This is a genomic window from Cognatishimia sp. F0-27, assembly GCF_020667845.1.
GTDB lineage: Bacteria > Pseudomonadota > Alphaproteobacteria > Rhodobacterales > Rhodobacteraceae > JAFMPQ01.
Genome location: NZ_JAFMPQ010000042.1, coordinates 1 through 22,332, shown reverse-complemented (window position 1 = coordinate 22,332; position 22,332 = coordinate 1). Strand labels below are relative to the sequence as shown.

Here is a 22,332-nt window from a genome sequence, read left to right as displayed (position 1 = left end):
ACGCGGTCTCTTGCGGGGGTATGGCATGGAACGGGCCCCAAAAGGCAGCGGTCGTGCCCCTCGCGCGCAGGGGAGCGATTGACCGAAGCACCAAAACCGCGGCCGCCCTGTTGCGGTGCCCATGCCAAGGAACCGCAAGACACCGGAGGCTTGTGTGGGCTCCTGCGCGGGGTTCGGGGGCTGCGTGCAGTCAGGCGTGTCGGGACCCTAAGCTTGGCGGACGCACGATACCGCCTGAGAGCGCTCTTGGGGTGTTGTAGCAGGGTTTTCCGACGGGTCTTAGCCAATCAAAACCAGATATCTATGGACGATCGCACCCGATTACGTGTGTAATCTGATGTGGGGTCACTTCGGCAAAGGCCGGTTTATTGAGTTTTTCGACTGAGTTTCCGCTGCGCGTTCGGCAGTATTTTCAAGAACGGGGGACTGTCGCGCCCTTGATCCGCGAATTGCGCGCCCTTGAGCCGCCAACGGACCCGGCGCTGCTGTTGCAGATCGGCCTCATTCTTCTGGTCAGCTTCGTCGGAGCTTTTACACTTGGAATCTGGCAAGCCGCGATTTGGAGCGTGGCCTATGTCGCGTCGCAGCTGGTAGAGAAGTGGATCGTCCGGGTGGTGCCGGAAGATGCCAGCCGCGCGCAATTCTATCTCGTGCTGCTCGTGCTGTTGGCTGAATCCTCCATATATTGCTTCATGCCCTTGTTTTTGTGGTTCTATGAGAGCGAAGTGGCGAAGTTCGGCGCGGTTGCGCTGATGACGGCATCGGCGATGCACACAACGTTGAACCGCGCGGCGTTTCCATCGATCATGGCCTGCTTTATGGTGCCGAACGCGGCGGTGTTCGTGTTTATCGGCTTTTGGGAAATGACACCTGTTGGCTTGCAGGCCGGGGCGGTCGTCTATCCGGTCATTGGCGTGGCGGTGGCGATCTTCTTTGTGGTCATGTTCCTGCAAGCGCATCGCAAGGAATTGAGCAACCGACGCACTCAAGAGGCGCTCAAACAGTCGCAAAAACTCGAGACCATCGGCAAGCTCACCGGAGGGATTGCGCATGATTTCAACAATCTGATCAGTGTTGTGTCGGGTAACCTGCAACTGATTTTCGAGACGGAGAACCTGCGGGACGTGCGCCATTACGCCGAAACGGCCAAGGATGCCGCGGACGCCTGCGCCGACCTGACCGCCAAGATGCTGGCTTTTGGCCGCAAGGCGCCGCTCCAACCGGTGGCCATCTCCGTCGATACTCTTTGCCGAAACCTGTCCGAATTCACGGACCGGCTGGTGGCAAAGAACATCGAGATCCGTTTCGAGATCGAGCCCGACACCCGACCCGTTTACGTTGACGCATACATGTTCCAGAACGCGTTGCTCAACCTTGTGATCAACGCGTCCGATGCCATGCCGCAAGGTGGTCTCGTGACCGTATCTGCGTCGAACTGTGGCCAGAACACTGTCGTGTTCAGCGTGGTGGATACCGGTCCAGGGATCGAGCCGGAGAACCTTGAGAAGATCTTTGATCCGTTCTTTTCGACCAAGGAGCATCTCGGGCGGTCCGGCCTTGGGCTGTCCATGGTGCAGGGTTTCGTGGAGCAGTCGAACGGGGCGATTGATGTATGGAGCAAGCCCGGTGAGGGCACGCGTTTTCTCCTGACTTTGCCAGCCGCGAAAACCGAATCCGCGCCACGTTTGGAGGGGCCGGAGCCCGTCACGCATTCCGCACCCGTCGAAGGCAAATGCATCATGCTGGTGGATGACAACGAACAGTTGCTCAAGGCGATCTCCATCAAGATGATGCGGGACGGGTATAAGGTCGTGTGCCATGTTTCGGGCGATGACGCGGCGGCTGCGCTGGCGCAAGACGCGGCCCCTGATCTGCTGATAACCGATGCCGTCATGCCCGGGCTGGTGCAGGGCCCGGACTTGATCGAGATCCTTTACATGAAGGATCGGGCCGTGCCGGCAATCCTGATGTCCGGCTATGCTGAACCGTCCTTGGCCCGAAAGGTGCGCCTCGGCGAACCGGACCGGTTCATGAGCAAGCCCATTGATCTGGCGACCTTGTCGTCCACCGTCGCGGAACTGTTGCGGGAGCGCAGTGTCCCGGTTTCGCCGCGCACGGAGCAACGCAACATGCCACTCTGATGGTGGGCAACGGGCGCTTGCCCTTTTGGTTGCCCGAGGCGGTGCGGCGCATCGAGATCTGCAGCACAACGGGCGGAGCCAGCGAATTGCTGTTGGATTTTTTACTTTAAAACAGTAATTTGCAGATGAAAGCTCAAGTTTTGCATGAGCCCATTTTCCGCCATCCGCGCCGCCTTAACAGCTTTGCAAGACGGTGTGGCTCGCAAGAGCGTGGGCTTGTGTTGGCGGTGCCGATGGCGCGAGGGCATCATGCGCATAACCCGGCCCGGTCTGGGTGCTGATCCGGGCGACACGACTAACGGCAATCCCCTTGGCGACGCGGCAAACCGGCACATATGCCCTTGGCCATGGGACGATGCTCTGCTTGGCCGTGACGCGGTCGACCCGCGCCCGCCGCCCAATGCCCGTGACCGTGGGGGCCTTTCGGCGAAACCGGCAGAAACAGCCGTTTTCCAGATCGCAATGAGAGACCTGTACAGGTGCCGCTCTCCTTATGGATCAGGGATCGACATCCTCGAAATCTGGCGCGCAAAACGGTCGCAGGCCCGCGCCGCCGATCAACAGGCCCGTCAGCCATCGGTTGAAGCGCTTGGCCGTGTGTGTGTTTGCCCAGGGCCCGGCAGGTGCTGCGCGCTCGCCAGCCGCCGGTCTGGTGCGGTCATGGTGTCACCTGACGGGCCGCATCGCCGTACATCCAACCTGTCGATTGCGTGGCGCCAAACTGCATGACGCCAAACTGTCCCGGTTCATGACCGGAAGGGTTGTATTTATAGACACGCTTTCAAAATAAGCGGTATACTGAAGGATACTCTTACAAAAAATGTCGCGCAAGAACGCGACGTCTTACAGGGACGGAGATTACCCATGTCATTTGCTTATCAGATTCTGTTGCAGGGCACGCAGGAAGTGCCGAGTGTCACCACCGATGCCACAGGTGTTGGATTTGCACTCTTTGACGACAGCGCCACCACGCTGCAATACGGGTTCAACACGCAAGGTCTTGATTTCGGGGGTGTTCTGGATAACGGGGTGCCGCGCACGCCCGACACGCAAGATGATGTGACAGGGGCGCATTTCCACAATGCCGCACGCGGCGCCAATGGTGGCGTTGTGTTCAATATCCTGACGCAGGATGCCGACGATCTGGCCCACATGCTGAACCAGGATGGCTCACGCAGCGTGACCGGTCTTTGGGAATCATCCGATCCTGCCTCGACCTCCATCACCACCCTCGCCGGGATCTTCAACGGGTCAACCGTCGGCAACGACATCGACATCTATCTCAACCTGCACACCGCAGGCTTTCCGGGCGGAGAGTTGCGCGGCCAGCTCGTGACCAGCGCCGACGACAACGCCAACACGATCACGGGCACGGAATTCAACGACACGCTTTTCGGCCTCGGCGGCAATGACCGCATCACGGGTTTGGCCGGCGCGGACAACATCGACGGCGGCGATGACATCGACGAGTCGAGCTATGCTGGCTCGCCGGAAGGTGTCAGCGTGAACCTCACAACCGGCGTGAATACCGGCGGCCATGCGGAAGGCGACATGCTGACCAGCATCGAGTTCATCCGGGGCAGCTCAGAAGACGATACGCTCGTCGGTTCCGCAGGGGACGACACGTTGCGCGGCGAAGACGGCAATGACTCCATCGAAGGCCTCGCCGGTGATGACGCGTTGATCGGCGGCGGCGGTGATCAGGACGTCCTGACCTATGCAAGCTCACCCGCTGGCGTGAATGTCGATCTGGGTGACTCAACCAACGATCAGTCCGGCGGCCATGCGCAAGGCGACCGGATCAACGGGTTCGAGTTCCTCATCGGATCGGCATTCGACGACACGCTTGAAGGGACCACTGCGGATAACAGCATCGAAGGCGGGGCCGGTGCGGATTCCATCTTCGGAAGCACGAACCAGGACACACTCGTCGGTGGCGCCGGAAACGATACGATTTCGGGCGGAACCGGCGACGATACCGTCGACGGTGGCGAAGACAACGACATTCTGACGGGCGGGAGCGGCGATGACATGCTCTCCGGCGGCGAGGGCCAGGATTCTCTGGATGCCGGTGACGACGAAGACACGCTGAACGGCGGTGCCGGGGCTGATACGCTCGAAGGCGGTTCCGGTGTGGATCTTGCCGACTACTCCGATTCCCCCGAAGGGGTGCGGGTCAGCCTTGTGGCCGGAACGACCGGCAGCGGCGGTCATGCCGAAGGCGACACGCTCACCGATATCGAAAACCTGCAGGGATCTGCCTTCGGTGACGCGCTGACCGGCGACGCCGATGACAACGCGTTTCAGGGCGGCGCCGGGGCGGACACGCTCACCGGCGGCAGCGGGCAGGACACGGCGGTCTATGTCGATGCGCCTTCCGGTGTGGCCCTCGACCTCAGCGCCAATTCCGGAACGGTCGGCGATGCGCAGGGCGATCTCTTTTCCAGCATCGAGGCGGTGATCGGCTCTGAGTTCAACGACACGCTGATCGGGTCTGCGACCGACGATACCCTGAACGGTGCCGGAGGCGATGACCTGCTGGAAGGCAAGGCCGGGGCAGACCGTCTTGAGGGCGGTGACGGCAGCGATACAGCCAGCTATGCAAGCTCGTCGACGCTTGTGCAGGTCAATCTGGGCGCCGGGACGGCGCAGAACGGCGATGCGCAGGGCGATACCTTCAGCGGCATCGAGAACCTCGTCGGGTCGGCGTTCAACGACGTGCTGACCGGCGACGGTGGAGCCAACATGCTCACCGGCGGTCTGGGCAATGACACTTTGAGCGGTGGCAGCGACGATGACGAGTTGCTTGGCGGCGAAGGCGCGGACAGCCTTGACGGCGGCACAAGCTTCGACATCGCGAGCTACGCCGGATCGTCGGGCGCGGTGAATATCGACCTTGCGGCCAATACCGCCACGGGCGGTGACGCGACGGGCGATACGCTCACCAGCATCGAGGATCTCATCGGCTCTGCGGGCAATGACACGCTGACGGGGAATTCGGAGGCCAACTTCATCGAAGGGGGCGCAGGTGCGGACGTGCTCGATGGCGGCACCAACAATTCCACCAGCCGCAACAACGACATGGTGCGCTACGACAGCTCGTCGGCGGGTGTCAACGTCAACCTGTCCAATGGTGCGGCCAGCGGTGGCGACGCGGAAGGCGACACGATCAGCAATTTTGAGGGGCTGGGCGGCTCTGCCTTTGACGATACGCTGACCGGAAGCAACAGCGACAACGACCTTTTCGGTCGCGCTGGCAACGACAGTCTCGTGGGCCTTGACGGGGAAGACGCTCTCGAAGGAGGAGAAGGCAACGACACGCTGGATGGCGGCGACGACGACGATCTTTTGCTTGGTGAGGCGGGCAACGATCTCCTGCTTGGCGGCGAAGGGGATGACACTCTTGCTGGCGACGAAGGCGACGACACGCTCGAAGGGGGCGCGGGCGACGACGCGCTCGATGGCGGCGACGGGATCGACACTGCGCGTTACTCCGGATCCTCTGCCGCTGTGCAGGTCGATCTCGCTACGGGTCAGGGCACAAGCGCCGATGCGGCGGGCGACAGTCTCACCGATATCGAGAATCTGATCGGCTCAAGTTCGGCAGATATGCTGATGGGGGACAGCGGGGACAACCGGCTCGACGGGGCCGGCGGCGCGGACACGCTCACCGGGCGCGAAGGCGATGATACCTATGTGGTCGATAACAGCGGCGATGTGCTGACCGAGGTCGCAAACGAAGGCACCGATACGGTGGTGTCGCGCATCGATTTCACGCTCGGCGATCATTTCGAGAACCTCATGCTCTCGGGCAGCTCCAATATCGACGGTTCGGGCAATGCGGGCGCGAACATGCTCATGGGCAATGCCGGAGCCAATGTGCTGACCGCCAATGGCGGTGCCGACACCATGACCGGCGGCGCAGGCAACGACACCTACGTGATCGACAGCACCGGGCAATCCGTGGTCGAGGCCGAGAACGAAGGCACCGACGCGGTCAACTCTGCGGTGAGCTATGCGCTGACCGACCATGTCGAAACGCTTGTTCTCACGGGCACGGCGGATATCGACGGCACCGGCAACGCATTGAACAACTCTCTTGTTGGCAACAGCGGGGCCAATGTCCTGACCGGCGGGGCAGGCAACGACGCCTATGCCGTCGGTGACGGCGACACGGTTGTCGAGGCCGCGGGCGGCGGCACCGACGAAGTGGTGACGGAGAGCACGCACACGCTTGCCGCCAATGTCGAGAACCTGCGCCTGCAAGGGAATAACGACGTCTCGGGAACGGGCAACGGGCTCGACAACACCATCCTCGGCAATTCGGGTGCCAATACCCTGACCGGTGGCGACGGCAACGACACGCTGGAAGCCTATGACGGCGGCGACTCCCTGAACGGTGGGTCCGGTGCGGACAGCCTTGATGGCGGCGACGGGGATGACACGCTGGATGGTGGTGCGGGTGACGACACGCTGAATGGCGGTGCGGGCGATTCGACTGTCACTGGCGGGTCGGGCACGGATACCGTGATCATCAATGCACTGGCCGCTTCCGTGGCGGTCACGGAAACGGCGAGCAATCTCATCCTTGCCACGAGCGCGGGAACATACACGGTCGCCAACGACGTGGAGCAGTTCCAGTTTCAGGACGTCACGCAGAACCGGGCCGTGGTGGCAGGGCGCGACGGAGAAGTCGCGGCACCTTCGGTCTCGGTGAGCATCAACGGCCTTCTTGATGGCGCGGCGCAGCCCGTTCCCGGTCAGTTGGCGCGCGCTGAAGCCTTTGCGGCCTCCAGCCAGACCAGACTGCCGGACGGCAACGACATCCAGGGCGGCGCCGATTGGGGCTTCTCGGGTGGATCGAGCAGCAGCCCGACCCAGCCGGTGCGGCTTGTCCGGCAGGCAGACCAGTTGCTGGAACCGGTCGAACTGATGGAGATGCGGGCCGGCATCGGGTCCTCGTTTGGCGGCTCTTCCACAAGTGACGGGTTCACCGCGGATCTCGGCAACATGACCTTCCAGGTCGCCGGGGACCGTCCGACGTCGCCACAAACCTTCGAGCAGATCTATCAGCTCCTGCTGGACATTGCGGCCTATGACGAATTGACGGATACCGCACAGCGACAGGCCATTGTTGACCGGATGAACACCCTCGGTCTCGATGAGATCCGCTTCCAGATCGACGGTCAGGATGCGGAATTCCGCCTCACGACCAACCTTCTGGCCTTGTCTGCCTCGCTGGGTGGCGGGGATGGCAATGACAGCCTGAGCACGTCTGAAGGGCGCGATGTCCTTGAGGGTCGGGGCGGCAACGACACGCTCAACGGGGGACTGCTCGAAGACACGCTCAACGGCGGCGCCGGTGACGACTTGATCAACACCGGTTTCGGCTTCGACTCCGCCGATGGCGGCACCGGGAACGACACCATTCTCGGGCTCAACGGGTTCGACAGCCTGCGGGGCGGCAGTGGCAATGACCTGCTGCGCGGCAATTTCGGCAACGACACCATCGGCGGTGACGCCGGCGACGACACGATCGAAGGCGGCCTCGGATTTGACAGCATGTCAGGTGGTCTTGGTGACGATTCCATTCAGGCGCGCGACGGGTTCGACACGCTCGAAGGCGGTGGCGGCAACGATACGTTGTCCGGCAACAACGGCAATGACAGCATCAGCGGGGGTGCCGGCAATGACAGCATCGTCGGCGGTCTGGGTGCCGATGTGATGGATGGCGGCGCCGACAATGACACGATCACCGGTCAGAACGGCTTTGACACGCTGCGCGGTGGCGCCGGAAACGACAGCCTCGAAGGCAACTCCGGCAACGACTCGATGGATGGCGGCCTTGGCAACGACACCCTGCGTGGCGGGCTTGGGGCGGACACGTTCGTGTTTGCGGCAGGCGCCGATGTCATCGTTGATTACCGGCCTGTCGACTCGATCCAGATCGAAGCGGACCTGGTGCCGGGTGCGTCACCCACAACCGACGATCTTGTGTCGCTGGCATCGACCAATGCGGCGGGCAATCTGGTCCTCGATTTCGGGGGAGGCAACTCGCTGACCTTCAACGGGATATCGGCGCTGTCGGATGTGGTGGACGACATCACCTTCATCTAGGCGCGCCCCGCCGTCACAGCAAAATCCCCACCCCGTTCCGGTTTGGAGCGGGGTGGCGTCGTTTTGCGGGGTCGACCGCGCAAGGTCAAAGGGGAGGCGGGCAGCGCTGCCCGTGCTGGATGGTGTGGAAGCCGGGCGCAAGTCATCCCGGCGAAGCCCGTGCAGATCTGGCGTGACACTGGCCCCGTTGCGCTGTGCTCCGACCGGGTCAGCCGGGCGCTGAGCTCCGATCTGATCGCCGGCCCCTATGTCCCGAGAGCGCGGCGTCGAAGCCGCGCCGCGCATGGCGCAGGGCTGTCACGACACCGTCGCTTGGAACGCGCACCGCCGCTCCGGCCCGTTCAGTCGCGACCCTCGGCAATCGCGCGCAACCCGTCGGGATCGGTGATGCGCAGCTTGCCCTTCTCGAACCACACAAGCTCCTTCTCCGCCCAGGCCCGCAAATACCGGTTTGCATTGGCACGGCTCAGTCCGGCGAGCTCGCCGATCTCGCTTTGCGAGAGCTTCATGGGGATGCTCTGCGCCCCGTCGCTGTCCATCCCGCCAAACTGCTCTGACAAGCGCAAGAGCGCCAGCGCGAGCCGCACCGGCCCGTCTTTTTCGGTGCGCAGCTCCAAGGCCTCGTTGCTGCGGCGGAGCTTGGCACAGAGTTCCACCGTCAGGGCAAAATGCACCTCCGGATGGTCGAAGAGGAAGGCGCGAAAATTGTCGAACCCGACGCTGTGCCCGGTCACGTCCGACATGGCGCGCGCCGAGGCGCTGCGCGTGCTTTGGTCGAGCAGCGCAACCTCGCCGAGGATGCTGCCGGGCCCCAGATGTGCCAGAACCATGCGTCGGCCCGCCGAAGACGTGGTGCTCACCTCGACCTGTCCGGTCTCGATCACCAGCAGGTCCGTTCCCGGATCGCCATGCGTGTAAATCGTCTGGTCCTTGGCGAAATGGCGCCGCGTCCCGCGCGCGCGCAGATCGCCAAGTGCGTCCGCGTCCAGAAGGGCGCGCATGGATGGGGCGGAATGCGGCATGTCCGATCTCCTCCAGGGGCCGCGCGGACGCGCAAAAACACAGTGTTTCCAATCGTAAGAGGGCGTCAGTGCTGAGGCAAGCTTGGTGAATGACCCGCCTTGGCCTATGGTGATGGCATTCTTGACACTTTTTTGGGTTCCTCATGTCCGTTTCCGACCGGCGACCGGCGTTTTCCGTGGTGAGCATCGCCGCGATGCTTGTCGCTGTGTTCGCTGGCCTCCCGCTGGCTGTCTGGCTGGACCTGCGCGCGCTGTCCGAAGAGCAGCTGAGCGGCCAGGCCGAGGCCTTGTCGGACACGATCGACGACCTGCGGGATTTCTACGCCGAAAGCGTCGTGGCCCGCGCCGTCGCCCATGACGGGCCGGTTTCGGCCTCACATCGCTACTTGGAAGAACCCGGTGGCATCCCGATCCCCGCAACATTCTCGCTCGAACTGGTGTCGATCTTTTCCAGCGACGGGGACGAGATGACCTACCGGTTCGTGTCGGATTACCCATTTGCCAACCGGCCGCCGGTTGTGCTGACCCCGTTTGAACGCGCCGCGCTCGAAACGCTCACCGCCGATCCTTCCGCGCTGCCATACCGGTCCACGGGGTCGCTGCTTGAGCGCGAAGTGAGCATCGCAAGCCCGGTCCTGATGGGGCAGGCCTGTGTCGACTGTCACAATGCGCACCCTGAAAGCCCGCGCCAGAATTGGCAGGTGGGCGATGTGCGCGCGGTGCAGGCCATCACCCTGCGTCAGAGTCTGGGGGCGAACGTCTTTGCGTTTCGCTCCCTCGCCGCGTATTTTGCCATGCTGGCCGTCATCGCCGCGTTTGTGCTGATCCGGCTGCGCGCGCAATCGCGCAGTCTTCAGGCCGCCAATCGCGACCTTGCCCATGCCAATGACTTTCTGGCCAGCGTGTCCATGAAGGTCGGGCGCTACATCTCGCCGAAGGTGTATCGACGGATCTTTGCGGGGGATGACGACAACGACCTCAGCACGAACCGCCGCAAGCTCACGATCTTCTTTTCCGACGTTCAGGGGTTCACCGAAATCTCCGAGCGCCTGCAGCCTGAAGAGCTGACGCGTTTGCTGAACGCCTATTTTACCGAGATGGCAGAGATTGCCGAGGCGCATGGCGGCACGCTCGACAAGTTTGTGGGGGACGCGGTGCTGGTGTTCTTCGGAGACCCGGTGAGCAACGGCGTGCGCGAAGATGCGCGGGCCGCGATGCGCATGGCCTTGGCGATGCAGACCCGGATCGCGGAGCTTACGGCCCGTTGGCGCTCGGAGGGCATTACATGGCCGTTTGCCGTGCGTATGGGGATCAACACAGGCTATTGCAACGTGGGCAATTTCGGCAGCGCGGACAGGCTCTCCTATACGATCATCGGGGCGGAGGTGAACCTTGCCGCGCGGTTGCAGGAGCATTGCGGCCCGGGGGAGATCGCGATCTCCGAGGAGACGCAGATCTATGTGTCGGACATGGCGCCGACGGTCGCCGCGGGGCCGATCACCGTCAAGGGCATTGCTCAGCCCGTGCGCTATTACATCGTGCCAAAGCCGGGCGAGACCGGGGCAGGGCCGGTCGCCGTTGATATCGACGGTCTGCAACTGACCCTCGATCCCGGCCGCATCGGTGGCGCGGATCAGCACAGGGCACGCGCCGCGCTTGAGGAAGCGCTGAGGCGGCTCAATCCCGAGTGAGCGAAGGTCCAACCGACGCGGGAGGCGCGCCAAGACGCGGGCCGACAACCCGTGCGCGGCCTTGCGACAAGCGGTCTTACGATGAGCGACCTTGCGGCGTGCGGCCTTGCGACAAGCGGTCTTACGATGAGCGACCTCACGGCGCGCGACCTCGCGGCGAGTGGTTTCGCAACGGGTGGTCTTACGACGCGCGACCTTGCGACGAGTAGCCCTGCGATGAGTGGCTGCGCGACGAGTGACATTGCAACGCGCAGCCTTGCAGCGCGCGGCCTTGCGACTGGCGACGTTGCGGCGCGCGACCCTGCGACGAGCAGCGTTCCGACGCGCGGCCTCGCGACGCGCGGCCCGATGTCCGGGCGCTCAGTTGCCTTGCAACACGAGGTCGGAGAGTTTCTCCCCGATCATGATGGCCGGGGCATTTGTGTTGCCCGAAACGATCTCGGGCATGATCGAGCAATCCGCCACGCGCAACCCCTCGACACCATGCACCCGGAGTTGCGCATCCACCACCGCATCCCGGCCAGAGCCCATCTTGCAGGTGCCGGTCGGGTGATAGATCGACACGCTGTTGTTGCGGGCCCAGTCCAGCGTGGCTTCGTCATCATTGAGGTCGAGCGAGGCTTGCGGGCGAAACTCCTCCGAGATCTTGGACGTCAGCGGCGCGTGCCGGGCGATCCGGCGTGCAATCTTCACCCCTTCCACCAGTGTCCGGCAGTCCGTATCCGTAGACAGGTAGCTCGGGAGGATTTTCGGGTAGCGGCGGGGATCGTTCCCGTCGAGCCGGATCTCGCCCCGGCTTTCCGGACGCAGCTGGCAGACGGACATGGTAAAGGCAGAGAAGGGGTGCACACCCTCGCCAGGACTGTCAGCCGACCACGGTTGCACGTGGAACTGGATATCAGGTGTTTCGAGATCGGGCCGGGTGCGCAGAAATCCGGTCGCGAGGCTGGCCGCCATGGTCATCGGACCGGAGCGGAACAACGCGTATTTGAGCGCGATCCGCGCCTGGTTGAGATAGCTGCGCACCTCGTCATTCAGTGTCGGTTCGTTGCATTTGAAAACCAGCCGCGCCTGAAGATGATCCTGGAGGTTCTTGCCGACGCCGGGCAAATCGACCAGCGGCACAATCCCGTTCGCCTTGAGCTGATCCGGGTCGCCGATACCGGACAGCATCAGGGTCTGCGGAGAGTTGATCGCCCCGCCCGAAAGAATGACTTCGCGCGTCACCTTCACCGTGTTCGTGGTCCCGCCCGCATCCACGTAGCTCACGCTCGCAACCCGTTTACCGTCGAAATTGATCTTTGATACCAGAGCCCTGGTCACGATCCGAAGGTTGTCCCGCGTGCGGGCCGGCTTGAGATAGGCAACCGCGGCGCTGCACCGGCGCCCGTTGCGGGTGGTGAGCTGGAAATAGCTGACGCCTTCCTGGTCGGCACCGTTGTAATCGGGATTGAAGCGATAGCCCGCGGCTTGCGCCGCCGCGATCCACGCGTCACAGATCGGACGCTGGATGCGCATGTTGGAGACCGAAAGCGGCCCCTGATCGCCGTGATAGTCATCCGCCCCGCGCTCGTTGTTCTCGGCCCGTTTGAATAGCGGCAGCACATCGTCCCAGCCCCAGCCGGGATTGCCCATCTGACGCCAGCGGTCATAGTCCTGTGGCTGTCCGCGCACATAGAGCAGGCCGTTCAGCGAGGACGAGCCGCCAAGCACCTTTCCGCGTGGCCAGTCGATCGAGCGCCCGTTCAAACCGGGATCGGGTTCGGTCTTGTAGCACCAGTCGACATTGGGATTGTGCATCGTCTTGAAATAGCCAACCGGGATGTGGATCCAAGGGTTCAGGTCACGCCCACCCGCTTCGAGCAGGATCACCTTGTTGCCCGGATCGGCGCTCAGCCGGTTGGCAACGACACAGCCCGCAGACCCCGCTCCGATGACCACGTAGTCTGCTTCCAAGATGCCGTCCCCCGCGTTGAAAATCTCGCATTGCGAGAAAACTCTAGGCAGATTGGAAACTCTATTCTACAGTTTTTTGAGAGATAGCATCTCAATAATGAATAAAATGGGAGGATACTATGGGAATACTTGATCGTGTGAAGGGCGTCTCAAGGCGTGATTTCTTCCGCATTGCGGGGACTTACGGTCTGAGCTCCACGCTCATGGCGGCCGGTGCCTTCGGGGGCGCCATGACCGCCGGCAATCTCGCGGCGGCGGCGGAATCAACCTATGACAAGCGGTTTTCGAAGGAGCCGCGCTTCACGTTGAAATTCGGCGCGGCGGGGTTCAATCCGCAAAACCTGCTGATCGAGCGGGCCGGGTGTCTGGAATTCGCCCGCGACCTCGAAGAGCGCACCGATGGCGAAATCCGCATCGAGTTCATCGGAAACAACCAGATCTGCGGCCAGCTTTCCTGCGTCGAGAAAGCCCAGCAAGGCATCATCGATCTCTACGCCGCCTCGACCCAGAACTCCGCCGGTGGCGCGCCCTATCTTAACGTGCTCGATTACGCCTACATGTTCCGCAGCCGCGCGGACCAATACTACTTCATGTATTCCCCGGAATCGCAGCGGATCCTGCGCGACCCGTTCGAGAAGCGGCACGGTCTGAAGTTCCTCTTCACCCATGCAGAGCTGCGCGGCATCATGATGGGCCAGAACTTTGCCGACAAGCCGACGGTGACCTCGATCGAGGATATCATGGGCACCAAGAACCGTGTCACCGGCACGCAGCTTGGCCGCATCGCGATGCAGGCGCTCAACCTCAACCCGGTCCCGGTGGCCTGGGAAGAGACACTCGACGGGCTCAAGCAAGGCCTGATCGACGGTGCCGAAACATGGGCCTCTGCGGTCGCCTATGCAAACATGTCTCCGGTGGTCAGCCAGGTGGTCGACCTGCGCTTCTTCTGCGGCACCGAGCATACCGCGATGCGTGGCGAAACCTTCGACGGTCTGGGCGGCGATCTGCAGGATGCGGTGATGGAAAGCGCCTATCTCACCCAGGTGCATGTGCAGGCCGCCAACGAGGCCGCGCTTGTGAACACGGTGGGCCACACCAACCCGCCACGCCCCGGCACGATCTTTGCCGAGAACAACGTGCGGGTGGCCGCGCTTTCGGATGCGGAAGTGCGCAAGGCCGAGGAAATGTGCTCGCCCGAGTTCCAGCCGCAGCTTTGGGAACAATGGCGCGAGCGGATCAACGGCTGGGCCGGTGGCATCGACACCTATCAGGACATCTACAATGAAGTGCGCAACAACCCGCACACATTGGCCGAAAACGTCGAGCCGCGCCGGTGGTGGAGAGGCTGACCGAGGCGGTTTGAAAGCAGTGGCCGGTCCCGCGCGCGCGGGGCTGGCCTTTTTTGACAGGGTCGTGCGCCCGCCGATCGGCGCGGCACGGACCACGCAAGACATCACGACAGATGCAGCCGGTCGACCCCGCGCGCGCCGCGCAGGGGCAACACGGCCGGTCAGGGAAACTTAGGGGAGGGGCCGATGTCGATCTGGTCCGATACGAGCGCTCTGATCAGCGCGTTTGCCAGCCAGGATTCATGGATGATCCGCCAGGCGCTCGGCGCCGACAGCACCTATGCGATTGCGGCGGTCTATCTGCTTCTGACGGGGCTGTTGCTTGCCTGGGTCTATCACCGGGTGCCACTGATCGAACGGTATTTCGAACGCACCGTGATGATCACCTGCTATCTCGCGATTGCGCTGATCATCTTCTGGGGTGTGGTGGATCGTTTCATTTTTTCCAACCAGCAGCCGTGGTCAACGACGATCCCGCCCTTTCTCTTCATGGTCATGGCATGGTTCGGTGCGGCCTATAACATCCGCGTCCGCACGCATCTGAGCTTCTCGGAGTTCCGCTCCCGCATGCCGCGCGGCGCGCAGTTTGCGTGCCTCTGGCTCGATTTCTTTCTCTGGTTCGGCTTTGCGCTGATCTTCGTGGTGACGACGTCGCGCGTCGTGGCCCTCTCCGCTTCCAACTTCCAGATGGTCCTTGGCACGGACGACACGATGCAGTGGTGGTTCCTGCTTGGCGCGCCTCTGGCCGGGACGCTCATGGCCGCGCGCGCGGTCGAGAATATCCAGGACGACATCAAGAATTTCCGCAGCGGTGCGCCGCTGATCAGGCAGGCGGTAATCGGAGGCGAAAGCTGATGACCGATGGCACCATCATCACACTCATCTCGGTCGGCGTGACCTTCCTGTTCATGCTCGGGGTGCCCGTCCTTCTGGTGATCGCCTATTGGGTGATCGGCTGTTCCTTCGTGCTGGGGCTCACGCTCGACAATATGGGCGCGGAGCTGCTCAACGTGTTCAACAAGGGCTTTGCGCTGCTGGCGATGCCGCTTTTCATCCTGACCGGTGACCTGATCAACAAATCCGGCATTGCGCGAAGGCTGTCGGATTTTGCCTATGCCTGCCTTGGCTGGTTGCGCGGCGGTCTGGCGATGGCGTCGCTCGGCGCATGCGGGCTTTTTGCCGCGATTTCGGGGTCCAACTCCGCGACCACCGCAACCATCGGCTCGATGCTGCATCCCGAAATGGTCAAGGGTGGCTATGACGAACGCTTCTCGGCGGCCACGGCGGCGGCGGGCGGCACGGTGGGCATCATCATTCCGCCGTCGATTATCTTCATCGTCTATGGCTTCCTGATGAACCTGCCGATTTCGGATCTGTTTGTCGCCGGCATCCTGCCCGGCGCGTTGATGGTCATCGGCATGCAGGTCGCCTGCTGGATCATCTGCCGGATCAATGGCTGGGGCTACCTGATCCCGCTTCAGGTCAACCGCGTGCTCAAGACCGCCTTCGGCGCCTGGCTGGGCTTCTTTGCCATCGGTCTGGTGCTCTGGGGCATCTACACCGGCAAGTTCTCCCCGACCGAGGCGGCGGGCGTGACGGTGGGTTTCTGCATCATCGCGGGTGTGGTGTCGTGGATCATCACAAGCGCGCTCGGTCTCAAGTCGGAAAAGACCTGGAAGGAGAAAAGCTACCCGGAGATGCTGGTCGTCGACGGTTTCACACCGTGGCAGATCCCGTCGATCACCATGCGGTCTGCGGAGATCACCGGTATTCTGGCACCGCTGATCGCGATTTCCGTCGTGATGCAGCAGATCCTGTCGCTGCTCGGCGCTCAGGCGGTGATCGGTGATTTCGTGACCGCCATGGGCGGCTATTATGCGGTGCTCTTCACCGCCATGGTCATCGTGTTCTTCTCTGGCATGGTGCTCGAATCGCTTCCCGTAACCATCATCCTCGCACCCATTTTGGCACCAATTGCCGCCAGCGTGGGCGTGGATCCGATCCACTTCTCGGTGATCTTCCTTGTCGGCGCGTCCATTGGCTTCATCACGCCACCTTACGGGTTGAACCTTTATGTCGCGTCTGGTGTGACAGGGGTGCCGTATTTCCGCCTGCTGCGTTACACGGTTCCCTATCTGATCGCCCTGATCAGCGTCTGGATCCTTGTTGCGCTGACGCCGGATCTGGCTTTGTTCCTTCTGCCCGAGAGGTAAGACCGCCGCTCATGCCTGACGATGCCGTTAAAGCCGAAAAGGGGCAGATCCCGACCAACCTGCGCCTCCTTTTGATCCTCGAAGAGGTGGCGCAGGCCGGCACTCCGGTGAGCGCCAGCGCCCTGTCCGACGCGCTGGGCTTGCCGAAGCCAACGGTGCATCGCTTGCTTGCGACGGCGGAGGATGAAGGGTTTCTGGTGCGCGACATCGACGGGCGGTCTTACGGTCCGGGTCATCGCCTCCGGCGGTTGGCAAGCAACACCTTCTCGTCACAACGCGTCCGCGCAGAGCGTCTGATGATCATGACGGCCCTCGCCGAAGAGGTCGAGGAAACCTGCAACCTTGCCGCTCCGGGACGCTACGGGATGGTCTATCTCGACCGGGTGGAGACCCATTGGCCCCTGCGGATCCAACTGCCCGTGGGCACGCAGGTGCCGTTTCATTGCACGGCCAGCGGCAAGATGTTCCTGTCTTCGCTGCGCTCGGACCGGCTCGACCGGTATCTCGATTGGCTCACCCTGAGCAAGGAAACCGATCGCACCATAACCGACCCCGATCAGCTGCGCGAGGAGGTGGCCGCAATCCGCGGGCGCGGCTTTGCCACCGACAACGAAGAGTTCATGGAAGGCATGACGGCTGTGGCCGCGCCGATCACGGACGCGCAGGGGCGACTGATGACAACCCTGTCGATCCACGCGCCGCTGCAACGGCACGGGGTCGATGACCTGATCATGATGCTGCCACAGCTCAAGGCCGCCACGGAGAGGATGCGCCGGTTGCTCAACGACTGAGCCCGGCCCGAGCGTCGCGGTCCTCATGCCGCGCGCCCCAAGCCGCGCGCGTGCGATCAACCCGGTGGCTCCGCGTGCCAAGCGAGCGATGTCCCTGACGGGCTTGATCCAGCGATGTCCCTGCCGGCCTTGAAGGGGCGCCGAAAGCGTTCCGCCCGATCTGCGGATGCGGCGCCTTGTCTGCAAGGAGGTGAGGCACGGCTCCCGCTACCCTTGGAATGCCCGCCAAACGCCGCCCAGGCTCGGGACCTTCGGCGCCGTATCAGTTCTGACGGATCTGGGGGCGTCCCGGTTGCGCGCCGGGCGCGCCCTGCTTCCGGCCAGCGGCCGCCTGCTGCAGCACCCGGCCCAGCATGTCGAGCCAGACCAGAGACAAATCCTTGAGCCGATCAATCTCTTCGGCGGTGGGCACCGCGCTGGGATCGAAAGGCTTTGCCAGCGCGCGCTCCAGTTGTGGCACCATCACGGGCGTCCCGAAAAGCTCCTTGTCGCAGCGGTCTGCATCCGCCATGAACGCCGCCCGCACATCTGCGCGCATGCTGTCCGGAAGCTGGATACCACCCCCCGAGAAACTCGGAATCCGTTCGAGGTTGTGGCCGAGCCGTTCCATGATCTGGGCATGTTGCGGGTTCGGCGCGGGGTTCCGCTTCTGCAAGGCCAGGGCCATCTGGCGGATCAGCTCCAGCCCGTGGGGGTTGAGCGAGGCGTTTTCCCTCGGGATTTTTTCGACCACGGGCACCGCGCTTGTGCCTTCGGCGCAGAAGGACAGGAAGTCATGCACCACGCAGTTCTCGAAGAGCATGTCGCGCACCATGGGGCGGATCTCGAGCGCGTCTCCGAACGTCTCCTTCCAGCGCAGAAGCCGCGGCGCATAGATGAACCGCTCCTCGGTCGACATCTGCTCAAGAAACGCCGGAAGATCGTCCTTGAAGATACGCTGCTGCACGTTCTGCGCATACCCCGACAGCAGCCTTGCGGCATGCGGGCGCACATAAAGGATCACGCGCAGATCCTGCATCGCGTCGGGGACAAACTCTTCAAGCGCGGCGCGCACGGCTTCAGGGGGCGCAAACTCGAAGCGCTCCGCGGAGATCACCATCACATCCGCATCGCTTTCGGTGAAATCCTTACCCAGATTGGCCCACGCCGTCTCGCGATAGCTCATCGCCTTCTTCATGTGCAGCGAGTCCGCAAGCCGCTGATGGTTGAGCCCTTCGCGCCGACCGCCTTGGGCGTAGGCAAGCTTGAGCATAGTCTCGCCGCTGTAACGCCAGCTGCCCAGTTGCAGAACCGACTGAATGGCCGTGCTGCCCGATTTGCAGTCGCCCCCGTGCAGAACAAGACGTGTCACAAGAAATCTCCCGGTGGTGTGGCGCCTGCATGTCGTGTCGCAAGCCCGATTATGGATAGCGGTTTGGCTTCTCGTCGGAAAGGGCGGCCTTCAGGCACCGATCAGTCCGCCATCGGTTTTGGATAGAGCATGTAGCGGATATCGTCGGCCTGCAATCCGATCGCCATGGGCCGGCGCAGCCCCGGAAGCACGGCCACATCGTAAAGCTCCGACACGACGCCCTGCAGCTCCAGCCGATGCTCGATCGTGCCGGTTTCAAGATTGACGATCAGAACGCCACAGATCGGTTCCTGATTGGCTTGCGCGAGGCGTTCGTTAAGCTCCAGCCCTTCAAACGTCTTGTCCTTGCGCGGCCCGGAGATGCCGATGATCGCGTGTTTGCCGACAAATTGAAGGCCGCGCGCAAATCCCGGCATGTTGCAGACCGTCTCGAACTTGCCCGTGTTGCGATCAACCCAGCCAAACTGCCCGCGCCCGGACTGGATCACCCAGAGCTTGTCATCATGCAGCCGGGGCGAATGCGGCATCGACATGCCCTGCGCCACGATCTCGCCGGAGGCCACGTCGAGGATCACCCCGCCGTCCCGGCGCCGGTCGGACCAGCCGCGCGCGAAATTCGTCGTCGCAACGCAGGTCACGTATTTCGCCTTGCCCCGGACGAAGGCCGCCCCGTTGAGGTGGCACCGGTCCTCGGCCACGATCTTGTCGATGAAGGGCGGCTTCCAGATCGGCACGAAGCTGTGGCGCCGGTCGAGCGTCGCGATGCAGTTCATCCGCGTGGCGACAAAGATCGGCTGGCCGTCGCGGCCTTCGGTCATGTCGTGGGCATCGACCTCTCCGGTGACGTGGCTCGCCAGAGGCACGAACAGCCCGTCATAGCCATTGTGCTGCTGGCCGGGTTGGAGGAAGTTCTCCATCCGCCAGATCTGAAACAGCGAGCTGAGCCAGATCGAGCCATTGGCCACCGACAACCCCATGCAGCGCGGGAAATTCCGCTCGAAAATCGAAATCCGGCCTTGCGGATTGACCCCGACAAAGAAGATCTTCCCGGCCTGGTAGGTGGTGAAGGCGAGCGAAATGCCGTTTTCGACCAGAAACCCGGCCAGTCCCTGGCTTTCAAGCATGCGCAACGGCGGCTGCGCCGGTTTCGAAGGAGCGGTCTGGGTCGCAGCGGCGTCATCGCCATAATTGTCTTGCATGATCGAAAAACCTCAACCGATTGCGGTCACCGTGGAAACATCCGCGACATGCGGCCTGAATTTCGCCGAAAAACAATGGACATGAATCCCGCCGGCGGGCAAGATGCAGTTAAACATAATTTCCATGGCGGCGTTTCGCGGCCTCATCGAACAAGAACATAATTGTTGAAGGGATGGATCATGCCGGTCATCGCGTCAGTGTTTAACGACACGCTTTTCAACACGCCTGCCCCCGAATTCGGCAACAGCGTCGCAATGGTCGGCGATGTCAATGGTGACGGCTTTGGCGACTTTGTTGTTGGTGCAGAGTATCTGAACTACACAACGGGTGCGTCGGGCGGGACCTACACGAATTTCAGCGTCGGTGGCGCGGCGCTCCTCTTCGGGTCCGAGACCGGGCTCCTGCCGACGGTTGACCTCATCAATCTTCTCCCGTCGCAAGGGTTTCTCCTGCGAGGCAGCAACGCCTACGATTATGTCGGCGAATCCGTCAGCGGGCTTGGGGACGTGAATGGCGACGGATTCGCCGATGTCATCCTGTCGACGGAAGATACGAGCGGCTACTCGACGCAAGGCGCCTTCATCCTGTTCGGCTCGAATACCCTGGTCGCACCGCCCTCGGGCGTCCTCGTGCTCGACGCTGCCGATCCGGGCGTGTCTGCGATTGACAATGGGGGGCTGTTCGAAGGCTTCGGTGAAACCGTCTTTGGCGTTGGAGACTTCAACGGCGACGGGTTCCCCGATGTCGGCCTGACGGCATATTATGCGCCCAGTGTCGTCAACACCTATACGAATACCTATAGTTCCTATACGATCATCGTTCCCGGACCGGGTTCAGTCGTTCTGGTGGCCGGCGACGCATCCGGATTTGCGTCCAACGTCGATATCTCTGCGCCCGGCGCAGATACGCTGACGCTGACCAATCCGGGACAGTTGCGCTACTACGGCGATCCCGTAATCGGATACTCGGCGTCTTTTCAATCAACCTACAATCCGCTGGGTTTCGGGCGCAGCGTCGCCTCCGGTGGCGATCTTAACAACGATATGTTGTCCGACGTCATCGTCGGCGCTCCCTATTTTGACCGGACCGGAACCTACACCAGTTCTGGTACAACCTATTTCACTTACTTCTATTATACGGTCGAGACGGACGTCGGTGCGGCCTATATCTTCTTTGGAACCGACGCCAATATCGACACGATCGATACCACGGAACTCAACGGGACCAACGGCTTCACGTTTTTCGGCTCCGAGGCCTTCGACAACGCCGGCGGCTCCGTCGATATCGTGGGCGATTTCAACGGGGACGGGATCGACGACGCCATTATCGGGGCGCGCTACGCCACCACATCGGAGATACGCTACTCGGTCTACACGATGACGACATACCCGGGCGGCTATTCGTTTGTCGGGTACGGGAATGGGTCCTACGGAGTCATCTACTCCCCCGGTAGTTATGTTTATGTCCTGCCGAATTTCACGTATTTCGGCGCTTACTCTTACGGCGCGGGCGGCTACTCGTATACGGTCACACCGCCGTTTACATCCTATTTCTACAGCATGGGCGGCGCCTACGTGCGCAACACGGGCACCCAGTCCTACACGAACACCTACACGGTCACCAAAACCAGCGCCGGTCAGGCCTATGTGATCTTCGGTCAAGACGGCGCTGTGGCTCCGGCGGAAATGACGCGCGCCGACCTCAATTCCGCGCTCGGCTTCATCGTGCAGAACGATGTCGACGGCGACTTCCAGGCCCTCGGATCGACCGTCGCGGGCTTGGGCGATGTCAACGGGGACGGATACGCGGATATCGCGGTCAAGGATTTCCGCTACAGTCCCGGCACCACCCCGGCCTATGCCGAAACTGCCCGGGTCAGCATTCTTTTCGGAAGCGGCACGCCACCGACCGACACCGTCAACGTGGACACGCTCTCCGGGCCGGACGGGTATCGCATTGTCTTTGACGTCGGAAATGGGTTTTCCAGCGCATCGTTCCTGGAGATCGACGGCGCCGATATCAACGGGGACGGCTTCAACGATATCATCCTGTCGCGGACGCGAGGCTTCAACTCCTACTACAACAGCTACAATCTTAACTACAACTACGTGAGTTATTCCACTGCGGCGCATGTGTTCTTCGGCGGGACACAAGAGCGTTTCGCCTATATCGACGCGATCGACGGCGTAGAAGACGGCACGATCTACACAACCTATTTCGGCGCATACAGCTTCATCGGCGACATCTATTCCGATTATGAGCTTGGGACCGATCAGCCTGACTTCATCGTTGGCCTCAAAGGTGACGACACGCTGATCGGGCTTGGCGGTGACGACTCGATCTTTGGCGACCAGGGGCAGGATTCCATCGAGGGTGGTCTGGGCGATGACGAGCTGGATGGTGGCACGAATTTCGACATCGTCAGCTTCGAGAACAGCGCCACCGGCGTGACCGCCAACCTGGCCGCCGGGCTGGCCTTTGGCGAGGGCGCCGACACGATC

11 protein-coding genes and 1 pseudogene are annotated in these 22,332 nt (G+C 62.3%); 8 read left to right on the top strand and 4 right to left on the bottom strand.

Annotated elements, in window-relative coordinates; all coding sequences use genetic code 11:
• Positions 1-368 precede the first annotated feature (368 nt).
• Together J1C49_RS18500 and J1C49_RS18495 are read left to right on the top strand one after the other, a co-directional pair.
• The gene (locus J1C49_RS18500; protein ID WP_227447326.1) at positions 369-2,141 is read left to right on the top strand and encodes an ATP-binding protein; all 1,773 of its coding nucleotides are present in this window, start codon (positions 369-371) and stop codon (positions 2,139-2,141) included.
• A gap of 864 nt (positions 2,142-3,005) precedes the next feature.
• Positions 3,006-8,258, top strand: coding sequence for an S-layer family protein (locus J1C49_RS18495; RefSeq protein WP_227447325.1), 5,253 nt, complete (start codon positions 3,006-3,008; stop codon positions 8,256-8,258).
• Positions 8,259-8,599: 341 nt separating this feature from the next.
• Here J1C49_RS18495 and J1C49_RS18490 read toward each other — a convergent pair whose 3' ends face one another.
• Positions 8,600-9,280 (bottom strand): Crp/Fnr family transcriptional regulator, encoded by a 681-nt coding sequence (locus J1C49_RS18490; RefSeq protein WP_227447324.1) that lies wholly within the window; start codon positions 9,278-9,280, stop codon positions 8,600-8,602.
• Between the two features lie 143 nt (positions 9,281-9,423).
• Between J1C49_RS18490 and J1C49_RS18485 the strand changes: the two genes are divergently transcribed.
• Positions 9,424-10,971, top strand: coding sequence for an adenylate/guanylate cyclase domain-containing protein (locus J1C49_RS18485; RefSeq protein ID WP_227447323.1), 1,548 nt, complete (start codon positions 9,424-9,426; stop codon positions 10,969-10,971).
• 360 nt (positions 10,972-11,331) lie between these two features.
• On the opposite strand, the gene J1C49_RS18480 is transcribed toward J1C49_RS18485, so the two are convergent.
• Positions 11,332-12,927 (bottom strand): GMC family oxidoreductase, encoded by a 1,596-nt coding sequence (locus J1C49_RS18480; protein WP_227447322.1) that lies wholly within the window; start codon positions 12,925-12,927, stop codon positions 11,332-11,334.
• Positions 12,928-13,046: 119 nt separating this feature from the next.
• On the opposite strand from J1C49_RS18480, the gene J1C49_RS18475 reads away from it, so the two are divergent.
• From J1C49_RS18475 to J1C49_RS18460, 4 genes are all read left to right on the top strand, one after another.
• On the top strand, positions 13,047-14,276 hold the full coding sequence (locus J1C49_RS18475; protein ID WP_227447321.1) for a TRAP transporter substrate-binding protein: 1,230 nt from the start codon (positions 13,047-13,049) through the stop codon (positions 14,274-14,276).
• 186 nt (positions 14,277-14,462) lie between these two features.
• Complete coding sequence (locus tag J1C49_RS18470) at positions 14,463-15,131, top strand: TRAP transporter small permease (RefSeq protein WP_227447320.1); 669 nt, start codon at positions 14,463-14,465, stop codon at positions 15,129-15,131.
• The gene (locus J1C49_RS18465) at positions 15,131-16,489 is read left to right on the top strand and encodes a TRAP transporter large permease (RefSeq protein ID WP_227447319.1); all 1,359 of its coding nucleotides are present in this window, start codon (positions 15,131-15,133) and stop codon (positions 16,487-16,489) included. Before J1C49_RS18470 ends, J1C49_RS18465 begins: the two co-directional genes overlap by 1 nt.
• Positions 16,490-16,500: 11 nt before the next feature.
• Positions 16,501-17,280: an IclR family transcriptional regulator gene (locus tag J1C49_RS18460; RefSeq protein WP_227447318.1), complete on the top strand. Its 780-nt coding sequence runs from the start codon at positions 16,501-16,503 to the stop codon at positions 17,278-17,280.
• A 262-nt stretch (positions 17,281-17,542) separates the two neighbouring features.
• Here the strand turns inward: J1C49_RS18460 and J1C49_RS18455 are convergent, their stop codons facing one another.
• Both J1C49_RS18455 and J1C49_RS18450 read right to left on the bottom strand, forming a co-directional pair.
• Positions 17,543-18,631, bottom strand: coding sequence for a hypothetical protein (locus J1C49_RS18455; RefSeq protein WP_227447317.1), 1,089 nt, complete (start codon positions 18,629-18,631; stop codon positions 17,543-17,545).
• A 101-nt stretch (positions 18,632-18,732) separates the two neighbouring features.
• On the bottom strand, positions 18,733-19,830 hold the full coding sequence (locus J1C49_RS18450) for a TIGR03032 family protein (RefSeq protein WP_227447316.1): 1,098 nt from the start codon (positions 19,828-19,830) through the stop codon (positions 18,733-18,735).
• Positions 19,831-20,010: 180 nt separating this feature from the next.
• Between J1C49_RS18450 and J1C49_RS18445 the strand changes: the two are divergent.
• A pseudogene (locus J1C49_RS18445) lies at positions 20,011-22,332 on the top strand (hypothetical protein); the annotation flags it as partial.

Coding starts and splice junctions, on each gene's coding strand:
- J1C49_RS18475 (WP_227447321.1), top strand. CDS start 13,047: ATGGGAATACTTGATCGTGTGAAGGGCGTCTCAAGGCGTGATTTCTTC.
- J1C49_RS18490 (WP_227447324.1), bottom strand. CDS start 9,280: ATGCCGCATTCCGCCCCATCCATGCGCGCCCTTCTGGACGCGGACGCA.
- J1C49_RS18470 (WP_227447320.1), top strand. CDS start 14,463: ATGTCGATCTGGTCCGATACGAGCGCTCTGATCAGCGCGTTTGCCAGC.
- J1C49_RS18465 (WP_227447319.1), top strand. CDS start 15,131: ATGACCGATGGCACCATCATCACACTCATCTCGGTCGGCGTGACCTTC.
- J1C49_RS18460 (WP_227447318.1), top strand. CDS start 16,501: ATGCCTGACGATGCCGTTAAAGCCGAAAAGGGGCAGATCCCGACCAAC.
- J1C49_RS18450 (WP_227447316.1), bottom strand. CDS start 19,830: ATGCAAGACAATTATGGCGATGACGCCGCTGCGACCCAGACCGCTCCT.
- J1C49_RS18495 (WP_227447325.1), top strand. CDS start 3,006: ATGTCATTTGCTTATCAGATTCTGTTGCAGGGCACGCAGGAAGTGCCG.
- J1C49_RS18485 (WP_227447323.1), top strand. CDS start 9,424: ATGTCCGTTTCCGACCGGCGACCGGCGTTTTCCGTGGTGAGCATCGCC.